The organism is Nocardioides terrigena (genome assembly GCF_003047265.1).
Classification (GTDB): domain Bacteria; phylum Actinomycetota; class Actinomycetes; order Propionibacteriales; family Nocardioidaceae; genus Nocardioides; species Nocardioides terrigena.
Genome location: NZ_PZYY01000002.1, coordinates 142152 through 156814, shown reverse-complemented (window position 1 = coordinate 156814; position 14663 = coordinate 142152). Strand labels below are relative to the sequence as shown.

Below are 14663 nucleotides of genomic sequence, written 5' to 3'. Positions count from 1 at the left end.
GTACACCCTAGGTGCCGCACGCCCCCGCCTAGCAGGCCGCCCCGAGGTCCTCGGAGTCGTTGGCGGCGTACCCGTCCTTGAGCGTCCCGAGCGAGCCGCCCGTCATCGACGGCGGAGCGGCGGGCGTGGCGGCCGGGGCGGGAGCCGGCGCCGGCTCGGTCCCGGTCGCGGGGTCGGTGGCCGCCTCGGCCTCGTCCTCGGCGGGCGCGGGAGCCGGCGCGGGTGCCGGGGCCTGGCCCTCGGCCTTGTCGATCGCCGCGGCGATCGTGCTGTGGACGAGGTCGATGTCCGGGTCGGCCGTGGAGATGAGCGGCGGCACCAGCGAGACGGTCGCGATCTTCTGGCTCTTGGCCTTGAGGGCCAGCTCGGCGAAGCGGCCGACCTCGCCGCGGGGCACGCTGGTCGAGATCATCTCCGAGGAGGCCTTGGCGATCTTCTCGAAGTTGCGCAGGGCCGTCTCCGGGCTGACCTGCTGGAGCATCGCGTTCATGACGCACTTCTGGCGGGCCATCCGCGAGTAGTCGTCGGACCCCTCGCGCGCCCGGGCGAACCACAGGGTGTCCATGCCGTCGAGCGTGCGCGTGCCCGGCTCGATGTAGCGGAAGAAGGAGTCGTGCGGCAGCCCGACCGGGATCCGGTCGCGCACCGTCAGCTCCACGCCGCCGACCGCGTCGACGAGGTTGCGGAAGCCGGCGAGGTTGACCATGGCGTAGTAGTTGATGTCGAGGTCGGTGATGCCCTCGACGGCCGACACCGTGGCGTCGACGCCGGGGTTGTCGGAGCCCTTGAAGAGCTCGGTGTTGTCCTGGGCCCAGGTGCTGACGCCGTTGAGGTAGCAGCCGTCGCAGTCGAAGCCGCCAGGGAACGCCTTCGCCATAGGCGACCCCTCCTCGAAGGGGAAGTTCGCCATGTTGCGGGGCAGGCCGATGAGCACGGTCTTGCCCGTGCGGGCGTCGATGCTGGCCACGGTGAGCGAGTCGGGACGCAGGCCCCAGCGGCCGGCTCCGGAGTCGCCGCCGAGGAGCAGCACGTTGAACCGGCCCTCGTGGGCGCCGACCACGGCGCCGTCGCCGAACATCGTGAGCATGAACTGGCGCTGCACGTCGACCATGTGGGCGCCGAAGAGCAGCGCGCCGGCGACGGTCAGGGAGAGCAGCCCGTTGACGCCGACGACCGCGAGCCGCTGCTGGCGCTGGAGCCCGAGGGGCTGCCCGAGCCGCCAGGCGTCCATGAAGAGGAGGGCCCAGCCGACGGCGAGGGCCATCAGGCCGAGGCGGATGACGCCGAGGAGCAGGGTGTTGGAGGCGACCCAGAAGACGAAGGAGTGCGCGAAGACCGACACGACGGCGCTCAGGAGGGTGACCACGACGACCGTCATCCACACGCGTGTGGCGATCCGGCCGATGCGGCGGTTGCCGGCCACGAGCTGCGCGGAGCCGGGGATGACGAGGGTCATCACCATCAGCGTCACGGCGCGGCGGAAGCGCACGCGCTGCGCCCGGTCGGCGGTGCTGGAGCGGCCCGCGTCACTCGAGGTGACGGTGGGACCGGTGGTTCCGTGCGGAGCGTCGGGGTGCGACCCGCTGGAGCTGTCGGGTGGCATGGGGTGCCTCTCTTGCTGGGGGAAGTCAGCCCGCCCAGTATCACCAGTCCCACCCGTCACAACCCGGTACGACGCGCCGACGCCCCACCCCGGAGGCTGAGGGACCCTCAGGCCTCGGGCGTCCACTCGTCGTACTCGGACCACCAGCGGTCGTCGGCGTCGAGCAGGTCGACCACCCGGTCGGCGGCCTCGAGGACCGCACCCACGGTCTCGAGGTCGATCCGGCCCTGGGCCCGCTGGACGTGGAGGTGCTCGACGTCCTTCCACTCCCGGCGTCCGTCGGGGTGGACGATCAGGTCGAGGCCGTGGTCGTCGGTGTCGTAGCCGTCGTCGTCACGGACGATCGGCGACTCGAAGTTGAGGTACCAGTAACGGAACCGCGGGCCGGCCGGGGTCTCGTCGAAGAACTTCCAGGCGCCGTAGCGCTCCCCGGCCCGGTGCACCTGGAGGACGGTCGTCCCGCCCCAGGCCTCGTGGGCGCCCCACGGGTGCGGGCCGATCGGATGGTCGTGGAAGGTGAACGGCGACCCCGGTTCCAGCAGCACCGCGAAGGTGGTGCCGTCGTCGTCCACCACGGTCACCGGGTGCTCGAGCCAGAGCCGCCCGTGCAGGACCTCGCGCCGGGTGATCACCTCACCGGGCACCCACGGGGCCGTCATGCCTCGCGCCCCCGGTCGATCTCCCGCTTGCGGGCGAGCCGGTGCGCGCGCCGGATCTGCGCCTCGCGCTCGCGGCGTACCTCCGTCGGAGTCTCGGTCACGAGCCCGGGGACCGGTCGGGGGGCACCGTCGTCGTCGATCGCGACGAACACGAAGTAGGCGCTGGCCACGTGGACCGGCTCGTCGGCGGCGTTGCCCCAGGGCTGGGCCTCCACCCGCACCCCGATCTCCATCGACGAGCGCCCGGCCCAGTTGACCTGGGCGTACGTCGTCACGATGTCCCCGACGTGGACGGGTCGCAGGAAGGTCATCTCGTCCATGGCGGCGGTGACCGCCGGGCCGTCGCTGTGCCGGAAGGCCACCGCCCCGGCGGTCGAGTCCGCGAGCTTCATGATCTCGCCACCGTGGACGTTGCCCAGGATGTTGGCGTGGACCGAGGTCGCGGCGATCGCGAGCGAGACCCGGGAGAAGGACACCGGACGCGGGGTGAGCGCTTCACTCATGCGCGCACGGTAGCGTCTCGGCCATGGCTGAACGTCCCCCCGGGAAGGGCGGTCCCGAGGAAGGGACCCCCGAGTACGACTGGCTCTACGGCAAGGGCGGCAAGGGCTCTCCCCCCGCCGGCTCGGCCGACGCCACCCGGATGGTCCCCACCCGGGGTCGCTCCGGCGAGCCGGAGCGACCGGACGAGACGCGGGTCATGCCCACCCAGCCGCGGACGTCGTCCGGCGGTGGCCGACCGCCCGGCGGCCCGACCCGCTCGGCCACGCCCGCTCCCCCGCCCCGGCCGAAGGAGCAGCGGACCCGCCCGCGCTTCCGCTTCGGCATCGTCAAGCTGCTCGTCCTGGTGTGGCTCGTCTTCATGCTCGCGGTGCCCTTCTGGGCGTGGAGCAAGGTCGACAAGATCGACGCGATGCCCGCCGACGAGGGCCGCCCCGACGAGCAGGGCGGCAACACCTACCTGATCGTGGGCTCCGACTCCCGTGACGACCTCACCGAGGCGGAGCGCGAGGAGCTCGGCACCGGCGGCGAGGTCGGGCAGCGCACCGACACGATCATGCTGCTCCACACCGGCGACGGCCCCAACATGTTGATGTCGATCCCCCGGGACTCGATCGTCTCGATCCCGGGCTACGGCGAGGGCAACAAGGTCAACGCCGCCTTTGCCTACGGCGGCCCCCAGCTGCTCATCCGCACCCTCGAGAACGAGACCGGCATCCGCATCGACGACTACATCGAGATCGGCTTCGGCGGCTTCGTGGGCATGGTCGACGCCGTGGGTGGTGTGGAGATCTGCCCGCGCACCGCGATGAAGGACCCCGACGCCAACCTCGACATCCCGAAGGGCTGCCAGGAGGCCGACGGCAAGACCGCCCTCGGCTACGCCCGCTCCCGCAAGACCTACGCCGAGCTCGGCGACATCGACCGCGCCCGCGCCCAGCGCGAGGTCGTCTCGGCGATCGGCGACAAGGCCCTGTCGGTGTGGACCTTCCTCAACCCGGTGCGCTACTACCAGCTCGCCATGGCGTCGTCCGGGTCGTTCTCGGTGAGCGAGGGCACCAGCCCGATCTCGCTGGGGCGCTTCGCCCTCGCGATGACGCGGGTCGACGGCGACTCCGGCCTCACGTGCGGGGTGCCGATCCAGGACCTCGCCGTCACGTGGGACGAGGAGCGGTCCGAGGAGCTCTTCTCCTACATCCGCGAGGACGACACGGCCAGCATCCCCGACAGCCTGTGCACCCCGAGCGGGATGCCACGCGGATGACGTCGGCACCGGTGGACCACGACACCCTCTCGGTCACGACGGACGACGACGGCGTCTGCACGCTCACCCTCGACCGACCCGAGTCCCTCAACGCCTTCACCGTCACGATGGCACGCGAGCTCGAGCACTTCTTCCGCTCCGCGGCCACCGACGACGCGATCCGCGCCATCGTGGTGACCGGCTCCGGGCGCGCATTCTGCGCCGGCATGGACCTCTCCGCCGAGGGCAACGTCTTCGGACTCGACGAGGACGCGGCCCCCACGCCGGACGGGATGCGCGACCACCTCACCGAGGCGCCCTACCAGGACGGGGTCCGCGACACCGGCGGCAAGGTGGCGCTGGCGATCCACGCGTGCCCGAAGCCCGTCATCGCCGCGATCAACGGTCCGGCCGTGGGCATCGGGGCGACCATGACGCTCGCGATGGACATCCGGATGGCCTCCACGAAGGCCCGGATCGGCTTCGTCTTCGGTCGCCTCGGCATCGTTCCCGAGGCGTGCTCGTCGTACTTCCTGCCCCGCATCGTCGGCCTCCAGCAGGCGCTGGAGTGGGTCTACTCCGCGGAGGTCCTCACCGCCGAGGCCGCCCGCGACGGACGCCTCGTGCGCTCGGTCCACGAACCCGACGACCTGCTCCCGGCCGCGCTCGACCTGGCGCGCTCCTTCGTCGTCGGCCGCTCCCCCGTCGCGCTGGCCCTCGCCAAGCAGCTGTTGTACGCCGGCACGTCGGCCGCGTCGCCGCTCGAGATGCACCGGGCCGACTCGCTGGCCATGTGGCACACCTCCGTCGGTGACGGCAAGGAGGGCGTCGCCGCCTTCCGCGAGAAGCGCGACCCCGACTTCACCGGTCGGGCCTCCGACCTGCCGCCGATCTTCTAGCGCGCCCCGGGCGCCCGGTTCCCGGGACGGAATCTCCTTGTGCGGGTCGATCCCTCGTCGTACGATCGCGATATATCGCAATACGTCGGCGACAGGTCAGCGACTGCCGACGCCGGACATCGGGAGGACACACACATGGGACACCGCAAGAACCCCTGGGAGCTCCGCTTCGACCAGCACGGCTGGGGCGGCCCGCCCCGCGGCCCCGGCGGCCCCCCGCCGTGGGTGCAGGGACTGCTGGGCTGGGGCGGCCAGACCGGCACCGCACCGCCTCCCTCGGGCGGCCCGCGGGCCCGTCGCGGCGACGTCCGCCTGGCGATCCTGTCGGCGCTCGCCGACGCCGCCGACCGGGGCGAGCCCGTCAACGGCTACCAGGTCATCCAGCAGATCGCCGACCGGAGCAACGGGACCTGGCGCCCCAGCCCCGGATCGGTCTACCCCACGATCCAGCAGCTCGCCGACGAGGGCCTCGTCGAGACCGACGACGAGCGCGGCCGCAAGACCCTGCGCCTCACCACCGAGGGCGGTCGCTACGTCGCGGAGCGCGCCGACGAGCTCGAGGCCGTCTGGGCGCCCTTCGAGCGGGCCCAGCAGCGGTCGTCGACCGGCACCTCGGGCGACCTCAAGTCGGAGATCGGCCAGGTCATGAGCGCGGTGTGGCAGATCGTCACGCAGGGCTCCGACACCCAGCGCAAGGCCGCGATCGGCGTCCTGGTCGAGACCCGTCGCTCGCTCTACGGGATCCTCGCCGACGGCACCGAGCCGGAGCCCGAGCCCGACGAGGACCTGTGATGGCCGAGCCCCGCAGGGCGGAGGCCCGCATCGGCGACCGGGAGCGCGAGTCCGCGACCTCGATCCTCAACGACCACTACGCGGCCGGTCGCATCGACACCGAGGAGCACGCCGAGCGCCTCGACGCGATCTGGTCCGCTCGCACCCGTGGTGACCTCGACATCGTGTTCTGGGACCTGCCCCGCGCGGTCGTGCCGGCTCCGCAGCCCCCGGCGCCCCCGCGACGCACGTCGTGGCGGTTCCCGCTGGGGGCGTTCCTGGTCGCCGCCCTGGTCCTCGCGATCGCGCTCCAGGTCCCGTGGTGGATGTGGCTCATCGGGCTCGTCGTCCTGCTCAAGTCGCGCGGCTGGCGCCACGGACACCGCGGGCACCGCACGTGCCACAATCCCGGCACGGGGGATCGCCGCAGAGCCTTCTGAGCAGCCCCGCAGGAGACCCGATGCCTGACACCGCCCCCGATGCCGAGGCCTTCGCCCGGCTCGCCCTCGACCTGCACGACGTCGACGGCCTCGACGAGACCGTCGAGCGCATCCTCGAGTTCACGGTCAAGACCTTCGGCTGCGGCTACGCCGGGGTGATCCTCGTGCACGGCGGTGCGCGGGTCGAGACCGTGGCCGCGACCGACCCCGTCGTCACCGGGCTCGACGCCGTCCAGCTAGAGGCCGGCGAGGGTCCCGACCTCGAGCTGATCGCGGACCGGCACGAGGTGATCATCCGCGACGTGCGGGAGGAGTCGCGATGGCCGCGCTGGTGCGAGGCCGTGGCGGACGCCGGGATCCGCAGCATGCTCGGCTCGCGCCTCTACACCAGCCAACAGGTCATCGGCAGCCTCAACCTCTACGACCCGGAGCCCGGCGCCTTCGACGAGGCGGACGCCGACGTCGCGCACATGCTGGCGCGGCACGCGGCCGTCGCGATGCAGCACGCACGCGGTGACGAGCACCTGCGCAAGGCGGTCGACGCGCGCAACCTGGTCGGCCAGGCCCAGGGCATCCTGATGGAGAGGTTCGACCTCGACGCGGATCGCGCGTTCGAGGTGCTGCGCCGCTACTCCCAGCACCACAACACCAAGCTGCACCTGGTGGCCCAGCAGCTCATCGACAGCCGGACGCTGCCGGAGGGCTGACCTCAGTCCCGGGGTGCGAGCTGCTCGACCGCGGTGTCACGCATCTCGACCCACGTGTTGCCGAGGTAGGCGTCGCCCGTCCCGTCCCAGAGGGCGATCGCGGTCGCGACGGCCTCACGGTCGGCCTCGGGCAGCACGCCGGTGAGCCGCACCTCCTCCAGGGCGGCGCAGTGGCGCAGGAACGCGACCGCGACCCGCGCGCAGGCCGCGTCGAAGCCCAGGGACTCCAGCCCCTCCTGCTCGGCCGCGAGCACCTCGCGGCCGAGGGCGGCCCCGGCCTCGTCGACCTCCAGCCGGGGTAGGAGCACGACCTGCTCGAGCGCGACGTGCACCGCGAGCAGGCGGCGGGCGTGCAGGAAGACGTCCTCCCGCGCGCCGGAGTGCAGGCGGGGCACGCGGCACCAGGCCTCGCGCAGCTCGCCGTGCTGCTCGGCCAGCAGCGCCGCGAGGTCCTCGCCGGTGTGCACCGGCGCTCGTCCGGTGTCGGGCTCTCCCAGGTGGGCAGTCATGCCCGTGACGTACCCGGGACGGCCCGACGTATGTATTCGCACGGCACGGGTACGACACCGGCAACGGCGGACGGTGCGAGGCGTCGTACCCCCGTGACACGGACCAGTGGCCGGTCGGGGCCGGACTCACGCAGCCCGGACCCCGGCCGGCCACTCCTGTCTCAGGCGGTGAGCTCGGGGTCCTCCACGGTCCCGACCGAGGCGAGGTAGCCGTGGCGCACGCCCCACAGGACGGCCTGCGACCGCGAGGCGACGCCCATCTTGCGGTAGGCCGACCGGATGTAGGACTTGAGCGAGTTGATGCTGATCGAAGCCCGATCGGCGATCGTCTGGTTGTCGAGGCCCTGGGTGATCATCGCGATGACCTGGGCCTCGCGCGGGGTGAGCGCCTCGGACGACGCCCCCGACCCGGTCGGGCGCTGGTCGCTGCCGAGGTCGACGACCGGACGACCGTGGTGGATCGACTCGAGGGCCGACACGAGCCGGGGCGCGGGCAGGGCCTTGGAGAGGACCCCGCTGACACCGTTGCCCAGGGCCAGCTCGACCAGCTCGGGACGGGCGTTCCAGGTCCAGGTGACCAGGCGTCCGTCGTGCACGACGGAGCGCACGGCGGCGAGGGGAAGGTCCTTCACACCCGCGAGGGTGTCGTGGAGGGTGAGGTCCACGTCGCGGGAGGGCACCCCGCCCGGCGACGGGAGCACCTGCACGCGGTGGGCGTACGGCGCGAGAAGGCCTGCGAATCCGACCGTCACGAGGTCGCACTCGTGGGCCAGGGTGACGCGCACGGGGCGGCGTCGTCGTGTCATCACGGTCATGCCCGGCCCGTACCCAGCTCCGGAGATCTCATGCCCGAAGGGAGGTAGTGGGGTCGCGGGAGCACTGGTTGTCTGGGGGTCGTGGTCGAGCAGCGTGCCACGCTCGACTGCCCGAAGGAACCACGTGTCACCCACCTCCCCGATCCGGGGGCACCGCGGGGTCTCCCGCGCCCGCCGGATGGCACTGACCAGTGAGCTGCTCTCCCGTCTCGACGACGGCGACGAGGCCCGCCGCGACGTCGAGGACGAGATCATCCGGCTCAACCTCGTCGTGGCGACCCAGGAGGCCCGTCGCTACGAGCGGCGCGGCATCGACGCCGACGACCTCCGGCAGGTCGCCTACCTGGCGCTCGTCAAGGCCGTCCGCCGCTACGACGCCACGCTGGCGAACGACTTCCTCGGCTACGTGGTGCCCTGCATCCGCGGCGAGCTGCGTCGCTGGTTCCGCGACGCGGGCTGGGTGGTGCGGCCGCCGCGCTCGGTCCAGGAGCTCCAGGCCCGGATCACCGGAGTGGCCGAGGAGCTCACCCAGGAGCTCGGCCGCTCACCGCGGCCGAGCGACATCGCCGCCCGGCTCGGCGTCCCGACCGAGCGGGTCGAGGAGGCCGTGTCGGCGCATGCCGGCTACTCGGTCGACTCGCTCGACGCGGTGGCCGACGACTCCGAGCGACCGCTCGCGGCCTCGCTGGTCCACCACGAGCCGGGCTTCGGCCAGGTCGAGGCGCGCACGGCCGTGGCTCCCGCCGTACGCCGCCTCGGCACCCGCGAGCAGCACATCCTGGAGCTGCGCTACCTCCACGACGCGACGCAGGACGAGATCGGTGCCGCCGTCGGCGTGACCCAGGCCCAGGTGTCGCGGCTGATGTCGGGCATCAACCGGCAGCTGCGCGGCGAGCTGTCGCCGCGCGACGACGGGCCCGGCAGCCTCTCACCGGCGGTCTGAGCCGGGACGAGGAGCTAGTCCTCCCCCGCCTCCGGGTCGTCCGCCTCGGGGTCGGTCGCGGGACCGTCGGGGGTGCTCCCGCCCTCCCCCGACCAGTCGGTGGACTCGCCGTCGTCGAGGCTCGGGTCACTGGTCACGTCGTCCGGCTTGCTGCTCATCGCTGCCTCCGCGGTGGTCGGGGTGTGTCTCCCCAGTCCTACCCGATGGCTCAGCGGCCATGCGCGGTGGTCCGCCTGCGTGCGGCCACGACCAGCGCGAGCCCGACCGAGATCAGTCCCGACGCCAGCGCGGCGAGCCACGTCGTTGGGGCACCCGTGTCGGGCAGGTCCTCTCCCCCGGACGCGTCTGCGCCGGTCCCGTCGCCGCCCCCGCCTGCCGGCGTGCTCGTGGACGTGGGGTCGGTCGTGGCCGTGTCGCCGGGGTCGTCCGTCGAGGGCGGTTCGGTCGTCGGCGAGGGGGTGGGCGGCGTCGTCGGCGAGGGGGTGGGCGGCGTCGTCGGTGACGGGGTGCTCGTGGGTGCCAGGACGAAGTCCAGGCCCCCGCGGTACTCACCTGCCGTCGTCGTCGTGGTGGTGAGGGTCCCGGCACCGTCCACCACGGTGCCCATCGGCGGACGGACGGTGACGGTCCAGGTGCCGGGCGCGAGCTCGTCGACCGCGTACCTGCCCTCGCCGTCGGTGGGCAGGACTTGCTGGCCGTCGGGTCCGTCGACGACCACCTCGACCCCGGCCACGGGCGAACCACCGGACGTGACCGTCCCGCCGAGGGCGCCCGGGCGGGAGAGGGCGACGTCCTGGCCGGAGAGGCCGGACGGCGGCACCGTGACGACCCGCCCCGGCGGCGCCGTCCAGCCGTCGGGTGCCACCACGGTCAGGATGTAGTCGCCCGGCAGGAGGTCCTCGACCTCGTAGGTGCCGTCGCCGAGGGTCGCCGTGGCGGTCGGAGTTCCACCGCCCACCGGGGTGAGCACGACCTGTGCGCCGCCGAGACCTGCCCCGCCGCCCGTGACAGTGCCGGCGACCGAGGGCAGGCCGACGACGACGAAGTCCTGGCCCCCGACCGGCGTCGCGGCGACCTCGATGCCCGAGATCTCGGTCGTGGGACCGGCCGCGTACCCGTCCGGGACGGCGATCTCCACGGTGTACCCGGTGCCGAGGGGGTTGGCGTCGAAGAGGTAGGTCCCGTCCGGACCGGTCGTGGTGGTGACCGTGCCACCAGCCGGCCGGGTGAGGGTGACGACCACGCGGGGCACGGGGGTGCCGGCAGCGTCACGCACGGTCCCGCTGATCGGTTGCGGCACGACCTCCCGTACGGCGAAGTCGGCTCGCGAGGCGGGGTCGTCGTCGTTGCCACGGTTGGAGACGACGTCGTCGGCAGCACCGAGCACGGCGCACGACACAGGGACGTCGAGCAGCACGCGGTAGTCGCCCTGGGTGGCGACCTCACCGAAGCTGTAGCGGCCGTCACCCGCGGGGCTCGTCGTCCCGAGCACCTCTCCGCCCGGCGCGAGCAGCGTGAGGACGGTCTGCGCCGGGTCGCACGCACCCCCGGCGGACACACCGGTGACCACGCCACCGACTGGACGCGCACGGCTGACGAACCACGTCTGGTAGACGGGGAAGCCGGCCCGGCGGGTGAAGATGAGCGTCAGGCTGGACAGGCGCACGTCCGGCTCGAACCAGGCACTCGCGCCGTCGGTGTCGACGGCACCCGGGTTGCCCGTCACGGTCGACGTCGTGGCGTCCCAGGTCGGTCTGTCCGTGCCACCCGCGTAGTTGAAGGTGCCCGAGAGCCACGACGAGACCTCTGCCGCCGGGACTGCGTCGCCGGTGCTGTCGGTCGCTCGGATCCGCACCTGGTCGGAGTCGACGTCGCCGAGCACGAAGGCCCAGCCGGTGTCCGGGGTCGGCGCGGCGAAGGTGTAGGTCGTCGTCGACGGCGCGTTCGCGTTGTCGGCCCGCGGCCGGAGCACGAGGTAGGGGTTGCCGCTGCTGCTGCCGTACTTGGCCCCGGGCGGCGTGCCCGGGCCGAGGAAGACGCTGCCACCCGCGGCGAGCTGGACGTTGCTCCGCGAGTCGCTGGCGACCGTCGCCGCCGGGAACCCCCGCGACTGCTGGTTCATCGTCGTCGTATAGGCGTTGGAGGACCCGGCGAGGGGCCCCCAGGCCGCCCAGCGATCCGTCAGCGCGGCGGCGGGCGCAGCCACCGAGGCGCTGACGAAGATCCCCGCGAGCAACAGTGCTGTTCTCCGCGCCATCCCGGCTCCCCCTCAGCGCACGTCGTGCAGCGAGGCTAACCAGCCCGGGGGGCTCCCGTCCCGGGCTCGTCTCGTGGGCCGGACGAGGACGTCGCCGCACGAGCCTTCCCTCGGGTGAGCACCGCCACCCGGTGCAGTGCGACCGCCACCAGGAGCACTGCCACCAGCAGCAGCCACATCACCGACCCTGGCGCGTCGGCCTCGGCCGACGCGCCAGGGAGGGCTTCCCGAGACACCGAGGTCGCGACACGGCCGGGGGTGGCGCCCGCGACCACGGTGAAACCGAGGCTGCCCGAGATGACGTGGCCGTCCCCGCCCACGACGCGGTAGGTCAGGGTGTGGTTCCCGGGTGCCGACAGGGTCAGCCGGGCGGCGGCGGTGCTCCCGGACGTGCCGGTCGCACCCACGGCCACCTCCTCGCCCGCGGGTCCGCGCACGGCGATGGCCGCCCCGGCGGCGAGCAGGTCCTCGGCGAAGACGAGCTCGACGCGGTCGAGGCCCTGGGACACCCGCTCGCCCTGCGCGGGGATGCTGCTGACCAGATCGGTGTGGGCGCCGGCCGGGGCGGGCCGCGCGCCGAGCACGAGGACGGCCAGCAGGACAGCGAGCAGGACCGCCGTCCGCCCGGCGGCGGCGTCCCTCGTGTCCTGCATGACCCCACCCTGACCCGCCGACCTTGGGCGAACCTTGGGACTCCTGGTCGCCGTCATTCCCCGACCAGCCTGCGGACCAGGGGGGCGAGTGGACTGCCGCCCGCCGCTGCGGAGCGGATGGCGTCGACGAGCTGGTGGTGCGATCCGTCCTTGACCAGGTAGCCGCAGGCGCCCGCGGCGAGGGCCAGGCGGACGAGCCGGCGGCTGCAGGAGACGCTCAGGATGAGCACCCGCACATCGGGCAGCCCGCGGCAGAGCGCGCGGGTGGCCTCGACGCCGTCTCGGCCGGGGATGTTGACGTCCATGACCACCACCTGCGGTCGGGTGAGCATGCCGAGCTCCACCGCCGCGTCACCGTCCTCGGCGACGGCGACGAGCTCCAGCCCGGGCTCCTGGTCGACGACGTACGCGAGCAGCTCGCGCATCAGCTGGTTGTCCTCGACGAGCATGACGGTGGTGAGGATGGCTCTCTCCTCTCGCACTGTGTAGCCCGTGAGAGCCATGCTTCACGGCAGACCTTGGAGATTGCTCGGGTAGGCCGGCACCAGGTCCGCGGGGAAGTTCGCCACCACGGTCGTGCCGCCGCCGGGCGCTCCCCCCACCTCGAGCCTTCCCCCGAAGTCGCTGAGGGTGTCGCTGAGCAGCCGTAGCCCGAGGTGGCCCTCGGGGCCGACCGGATCCTCGCCGGCGCCGCGGCCGTCGTCCTGCACACGCACCAGCACCCGACCGTCGCTGCCCGCGACCTCGACCCGGACCCGGCGTGCCTCGGCGTGCTTGACGACGTTGCGCAGCGCCTCCCGGGTGATGCGGTAGACGAGGCGGGCGGCCTCCGGGGAGATGGTCACCTCGGGGCGGAAGTCGACCTCGGCGGTGAAGCCACCGTCGAGCGCACCGGACTGCACGAGCCCCTCGAGGGCCCCCTGGAGCCCGTCGCCCTCGAGGTCGGGCGGGTAGAGATCGGTCATCAGCGAGCGGAGCATGGCCGTGTCGTGCCGGATGATGCTCGTCGCCCGCTCCAGCACCGACCTCGGCCCGTCCATGTCGCTCTCCGTGCCGAGCTCCCTGGTCACGGTCGGGAGGACGTACCCCAGCCCGGCCAGGTCCTGGATGACGCCGTCGTGGAGGTCGGCGGCGATCCGTCGGCGCTCGAGGTCCGAGGCGAACAGCGCGTGCCGCATCATCCTGGACTGCTCGGCCTGGGCCCGCTCCACCCGTCGTGTCAGGGAGACGGCCAGGGGCAGCACGACCGCGAGGAACAGGACGAGCGCGCCGACGACGAGCGGGACGAACGCGATCACGATCGTGCGGGCGTCGTCCTCCATCCGGTCGACCGGGAGATAGGCCTCGAAGACCAGCGGGGCGCCATCGGCGTCGAAGACCCCGGCGTACACCTCCAGGAGCTCGCCCTCGTCCCGCTCCGCGACGTTCTCCTCCCGGGACAGGTCGGACACCTCCGCGGTGACCTCCGTCGTCCCGAACAGCACGGCCACGTCCTCCTCGAGCTCGAAGCGCTGCCCGATGAGGTCCTCGTCGTCGGCCCAGATGATCCTGCCGTCGTCGTCCCACAGCTTGACGTGGCGCAGGCTTCCGTCCGCCAGCCGGTTGCCCATCACGAGCTCCAGGTCCCCGCCGGCCGAGGCGGGGTCGCGGCGTACGTCGGCGTCGACGAGCGGAGCGGCCAGCCGGTGGGCGACGCCTGCCCCCTGCGCGCTGGCGTACTCGAGCGCCTGGTGCCGGGCGATCCGGTCCGCGACCAGGATCGTGCCGGCGGTCAGGACGACGAGGGCCACTAGGCTGTAGAGGGTGAACCGGACTACCGCCGAGCGGGCCGCTGAGCGCACGATCGGCGGGGAGTCGGGCGTGCGAGGGTCATCGTCGGAGGTCATCGAGCAGCCCCTGCGCGCGTGCCGCGGCGACCGCCTCGAGCTGGGAATGGGCGCCGAGCTTGGACAGCAGTGCCTTCACGTAGCCGCGGCAGGTGTGCACCGAGATCGCCAGCTCGCGCGCGATGCCGCGGACGTCGCGGCCCTGGGCCAGCAGCTCGAGGACACGCCGCTCGCGGGGGGTGAGGGACGGTCCCGTGCCGGCCATCGGCACCGGGTCGGGGTCCTCGACCACGAGGTGGTGGAGCAGGGCGGGATGGACCCGGAACTCACCGGCACGTGCCCCGCGGAGGCTCTCCAGCAGCTCGGGCAGCGACCCGTCCTTGGGCAGGAGGGCACACGCACCGGCGACCGCCGCGCGCTTCATCACCCGCTTGTCGCCGTGCGCCGTCAGGACGACCACGCGCAGCTCCGGCCTGGTGGCCACCAGCTCCGCCGTGAGGTCGAGGCCGTCCTCGGACTTGAGGTTGACGTCCATGAGCACCACGTCGGGTCGGTGCCGGGCGGCCAGGACCCGCGCGACGGCCACCGTGTGCGCCGCACCGACGCACTCGAAGTCCGGCTCGGCGTCGAGCGCCAGCCGGACGAGGTCGGTGAAGGTCCGGTGGTCGTCGACGACCAGCACGCTGACCCGCGGGCGTGCGTCGGATGCTGCCTGCGCGTCGCCGACCATCCAGACACCTCCCGTGCCCTTCGAGTCTCCTCAGGCCCACCGGGACTGTCATCCCTCACCTGAGGGACACGCGCGCGGGGCAGGCCGACCCCGGAGCGACTCGGGCG

17 protein-coding genes are annotated in these 14663 nt (G+C 73.0%); 6 read left to right on the top strand and 11 right to left on the bottom strand.

All coding sequences use genetic code 11. The features are described 5' to 3' along the window. Positions 1 to 28: 28 nt before the first annotated feature. From DAE25_RS04725 to DAE25_RS04715, 3 genes are all read right to left on the bottom strand, one after another. Entirely contained in the window at positions 29 to 1603 is a 1575-nt protein-coding gene (locus DAE25_RS04725) for an LCP family protein (RefSeq protein ID WP_159083573.1), read from the bottom strand. 107 nt (positions 1604 to 1710) lie between these two features. Then, positions 1711 to 2262 (bottom strand): DUF402 domain-containing protein, encoded by a 552-nt coding sequence (locus DAE25_RS04720; protein WP_107765090.1) that lies wholly within the window; start codon positions 2260 to 2262, stop codon positions 1711 to 1713. Further along, entirely contained in the window at positions 2259 to 2765 is a 507-nt protein-coding gene (locus DAE25_RS04715; RefSeq protein WP_107765089.1) for an acyl-CoA thioesterase, read from the bottom strand. The genes DAE25_RS04720 and DAE25_RS04715 overlap by 4 nt, the downstream gene beginning before the upstream one ends. A 23-nt stretch (positions 2766 to 2788) precedes the next feature. Here DAE25_RS04715 and DAE25_RS04710 point away from each other — a divergent pair, with 23 nt between their 5' ends. From DAE25_RS04710 to DAE25_RS04690, 5 genes are all read left to right on the top strand, one after another. Then, a complete protein-coding gene (locus DAE25_RS04710) occupies positions 2789 to 4027 on the top strand; it encodes an LCP family protein (RefSeq protein ID WP_107765088.1) in 1239 nt (412 codons plus the stop codon). Continuing rightward, on the top strand, positions 4024 to 4905 hold the full coding sequence (locus DAE25_RS04705) for a crotonase/enoyl-CoA hydratase family protein (RefSeq protein WP_234410855.1): 882 nt from the start codon (positions 4024 to 4026) through the stop codon (positions 4903 to 4905). Before DAE25_RS04710 ends, DAE25_RS04705 begins: the two co-directional genes overlap by 4 nt. Positions 4906 to 5040: 135 nt before the next feature. Further along, the gene (locus DAE25_RS04700; protein WP_107765087.1) at positions 5041 to 5697 is read left to right on the top strand and encodes a PadR family transcriptional regulator; all 657 of its coding nucleotides are present in this window, start codon (positions 5041 to 5043) and stop codon (positions 5695 to 5697) included. After that, positions 5697 to 6116 carry a DUF1707 SHOCT-like domain-containing protein gene (locus tag DAE25_RS04695; protein ID WP_107765086.1) on the top strand — a complete coding sequence of 140 codons (420 nt, stop codon included), beginning with the start codon at positions 5697 to 5699 and terminating at the stop codon, positions 6114 to 6116. The genes DAE25_RS04700 and DAE25_RS04695 overlap by 1 nt, the downstream gene beginning before the upstream one ends. A gap of 20 nt (positions 6117 to 6136) precedes the next feature. Further along, positions 6137 to 6823: a GAF and ANTAR domain-containing protein gene (locus DAE25_RS04690; protein WP_107765085.1), complete on the top strand. Its 687-nt coding sequence runs from the start codon at positions 6137 to 6139 to the stop codon at positions 6821 to 6823. A gap of 2 nt (positions 6824 to 6825) precedes the next feature. Here the strand turns inward: DAE25_RS04690 and DAE25_RS04685 are convergent, their stop codons facing one another. Both DAE25_RS04685 and DAE25_RS04680 read right to left on the bottom strand, forming a co-directional pair. After that, positions 6826 to 7332 carry a hypothetical protein gene (locus DAE25_RS04685; RefSeq protein WP_159083572.1) on the bottom strand — a complete coding sequence of 169 codons (507 nt, stop codon included), beginning with the start codon at positions 7330 to 7332 and terminating at the stop codon, positions 6826 to 6828. Positions 7333 to 7493: 161 nt separating this feature from the next. Next, the gene (locus DAE25_RS04680) at positions 7494 to 8147 is read right to left on the bottom strand and encodes a helix-turn-helix transcriptional regulator (RefSeq protein ID WP_107765083.1); all 654 of its coding nucleotides are present in this window, start codon (positions 8145 to 8147) and stop codon (positions 7494 to 7496) included. Positions 8148 to 8271: 124 nt separating this feature from the next. Between DAE25_RS04680 and DAE25_RS04675 the strand changes: the two genes are divergently transcribed. Beyond that, complete coding sequence (locus tag DAE25_RS04675; RefSeq protein WP_234410854.1) at positions 8272 to 9090, top strand: sigma-70 family RNA polymerase sigma factor; 819 nt, start codon at positions 8272 to 8274, stop codon at positions 9088 to 9090. A gap of 14 nt (positions 9091 to 9104) precedes the next feature. On the opposite strand, the gene DAE25_RS23455 is transcribed toward DAE25_RS04675, so the two are convergent. Genes DAE25_RS23455 through DAE25_RS04650 form a run of 6 tightly spaced genes read right to left on the bottom strand, consistent with a single transcriptional unit; the run spans position 9105 to position 14556 of the window. Next, entirely contained in the window at positions 9105 to 9248 is a 144-nt protein-coding gene (locus DAE25_RS23455; protein WP_199907438.1) for a hypothetical protein, read from the bottom strand. 50 nt (positions 9249 to 9298) lie between these two features. Further along, a complete protein-coding gene (locus DAE25_RS04670) occupies positions 9299 to 11347 on the bottom strand; it encodes a carboxypeptidase-like regulatory domain-containing protein (RefSeq protein WP_107765082.1) in 2049 nt (682 codons plus the stop codon). Positions 11348 to 11382: 35 nt separating this feature from the next. Further along, entirely contained in the window at positions 11383 to 12000 is a 618-nt protein-coding gene (locus tag DAE25_RS04665) for a copper resistance CopC family protein (protein WP_159083571.1), read from the bottom strand. A gap of 53 nt (positions 12001 to 12053) precedes the next feature. Next, positions 12054 to 12482: a response regulator gene (locus tag DAE25_RS04660; protein WP_159083570.1), complete on the bottom strand. Its 429-nt coding sequence runs from the start codon at positions 12480 to 12482 to the stop codon at positions 12054 to 12056. A gap of 24 nt (positions 12483 to 12506) precedes the next feature. Beyond that, positions 12507 to 13886 carry a sensor histidine kinase gene (locus tag DAE25_RS04655; RefSeq protein ID WP_107765079.1) on the bottom strand — a complete coding sequence of 460 codons (1380 nt, stop codon included), beginning with the start codon at positions 13884 to 13886 and terminating at the stop codon, positions 12507 to 12509. Then, positions 13870 to 14556 carry a response regulator gene (locus DAE25_RS04650; RefSeq protein WP_107765078.1) on the bottom strand — a complete coding sequence of 229 codons (687 nt, stop codon included), beginning with the start codon at positions 14554 to 14556 and terminating at the stop codon, positions 13870 to 13872. Before DAE25_RS04650 ends, DAE25_RS04655 begins: the two co-directional genes overlap by 17 nt. Positions 14557 to 14663: the final 107 nt, after the last annotated feature.

Excerpts from the sequence above, each read along its gene's own strand:
- DAE25_RS04725 (WP_159083573.1), bottom strand. The coding sequence starts at position 1,603 with ATGCCACCCGACAGCTCCAGCGGGTCGCACCCCGACGCTCCGCACGGA.
- DAE25_RS04720 (WP_107765090.1), bottom strand. The coding sequence starts at position 2,262 with ATGACGGCCCCGTGGGTGCCCGGTGAGGTGATCACCCGGCGCGAGGTC.
- DAE25_RS04715 (WP_107765089.1), bottom strand. The coding sequence starts at position 2,765 with ATGAGTGAAGCGCTCACCCCGCGTCCGGTGTCCTTCTCCCGGGTCTCG.
- DAE25_RS04710 (WP_107765088.1), top strand. The coding sequence starts at position 2,789 with ATGGCTGAACGTCCCCCCGGGAAGGGCGGTCCCGAGGAAGGGACCCCC.
- DAE25_RS04705 (WP_234410855.1), top strand. The coding sequence starts at position 4,024 with ATGACGTCGGCACCGGTGGACCACGACACCCTCTCGGTCACGACGGAC.
- DAE25_RS04700 (WP_107765087.1), top strand. The coding sequence starts at position 5,041 with ATGGGACACCGCAAGAACCCCTGGGAGCTCCGCTTCGACCAGCACGGC.
- DAE25_RS04695 (WP_107765086.1), top strand. The coding sequence starts at position 5,697 with ATGGCCGAGCCCCGCAGGGCGGAGGCCCGCATCGGCGACCGGGAGCGC.
- DAE25_RS04690 (WP_107765085.1), top strand. The coding sequence starts at position 6,137 with ATGCCTGACACCGCCCCCGATGCCGAGGCCTTCGCCCGGCTCGCCCTC.
- DAE25_RS04685 (WP_159083572.1), bottom strand. The coding sequence starts at position 7,332 with ATGACTGCCCACCTGGGAGAGCCCGACACCGGACGAGCGCCGGTGCAC.
- DAE25_RS04680 (WP_107765083.1), bottom strand. The coding sequence starts at position 8,147 with ATGACCGTGATGACACGACGACGCCGCCCCGTGCGCGTCACCCTGGCC.
- DAE25_RS23455 (WP_199907438.1), bottom strand. The coding sequence starts at position 9,248 with ATGAGCAGCAAGCCGGACGACGTGACCAGTGACCCGAGCCTCGACGAC.
- DAE25_RS04670 (WP_107765082.1), bottom strand. The coding sequence starts at position 11,347 with ATGGCGCGGAGAACAGCACTGTTGCTCGCGGGGATCTTCGTCAGCGCC.
- DAE25_RS04665 (WP_159083571.1), bottom strand. The coding sequence starts at position 12,000 with ATGCAGGACACGAGGGACGCCGCCGCCGGGCGGACGGCGGTCCTGCTC.
- DAE25_RS04655 (WP_107765079.1), bottom strand. The coding sequence starts at position 13,886 with ATGACCTCCGACGATGACCCTCGCACGCCCGACTCCCCGCCGATCGTG.
- DAE25_RS04650 (WP_107765078.1), bottom strand. The coding sequence starts at position 14,556 with ATGGTCGGCGACGCGCAGGCAGCATCCGACGCACGCCCGCGGGTCAGC.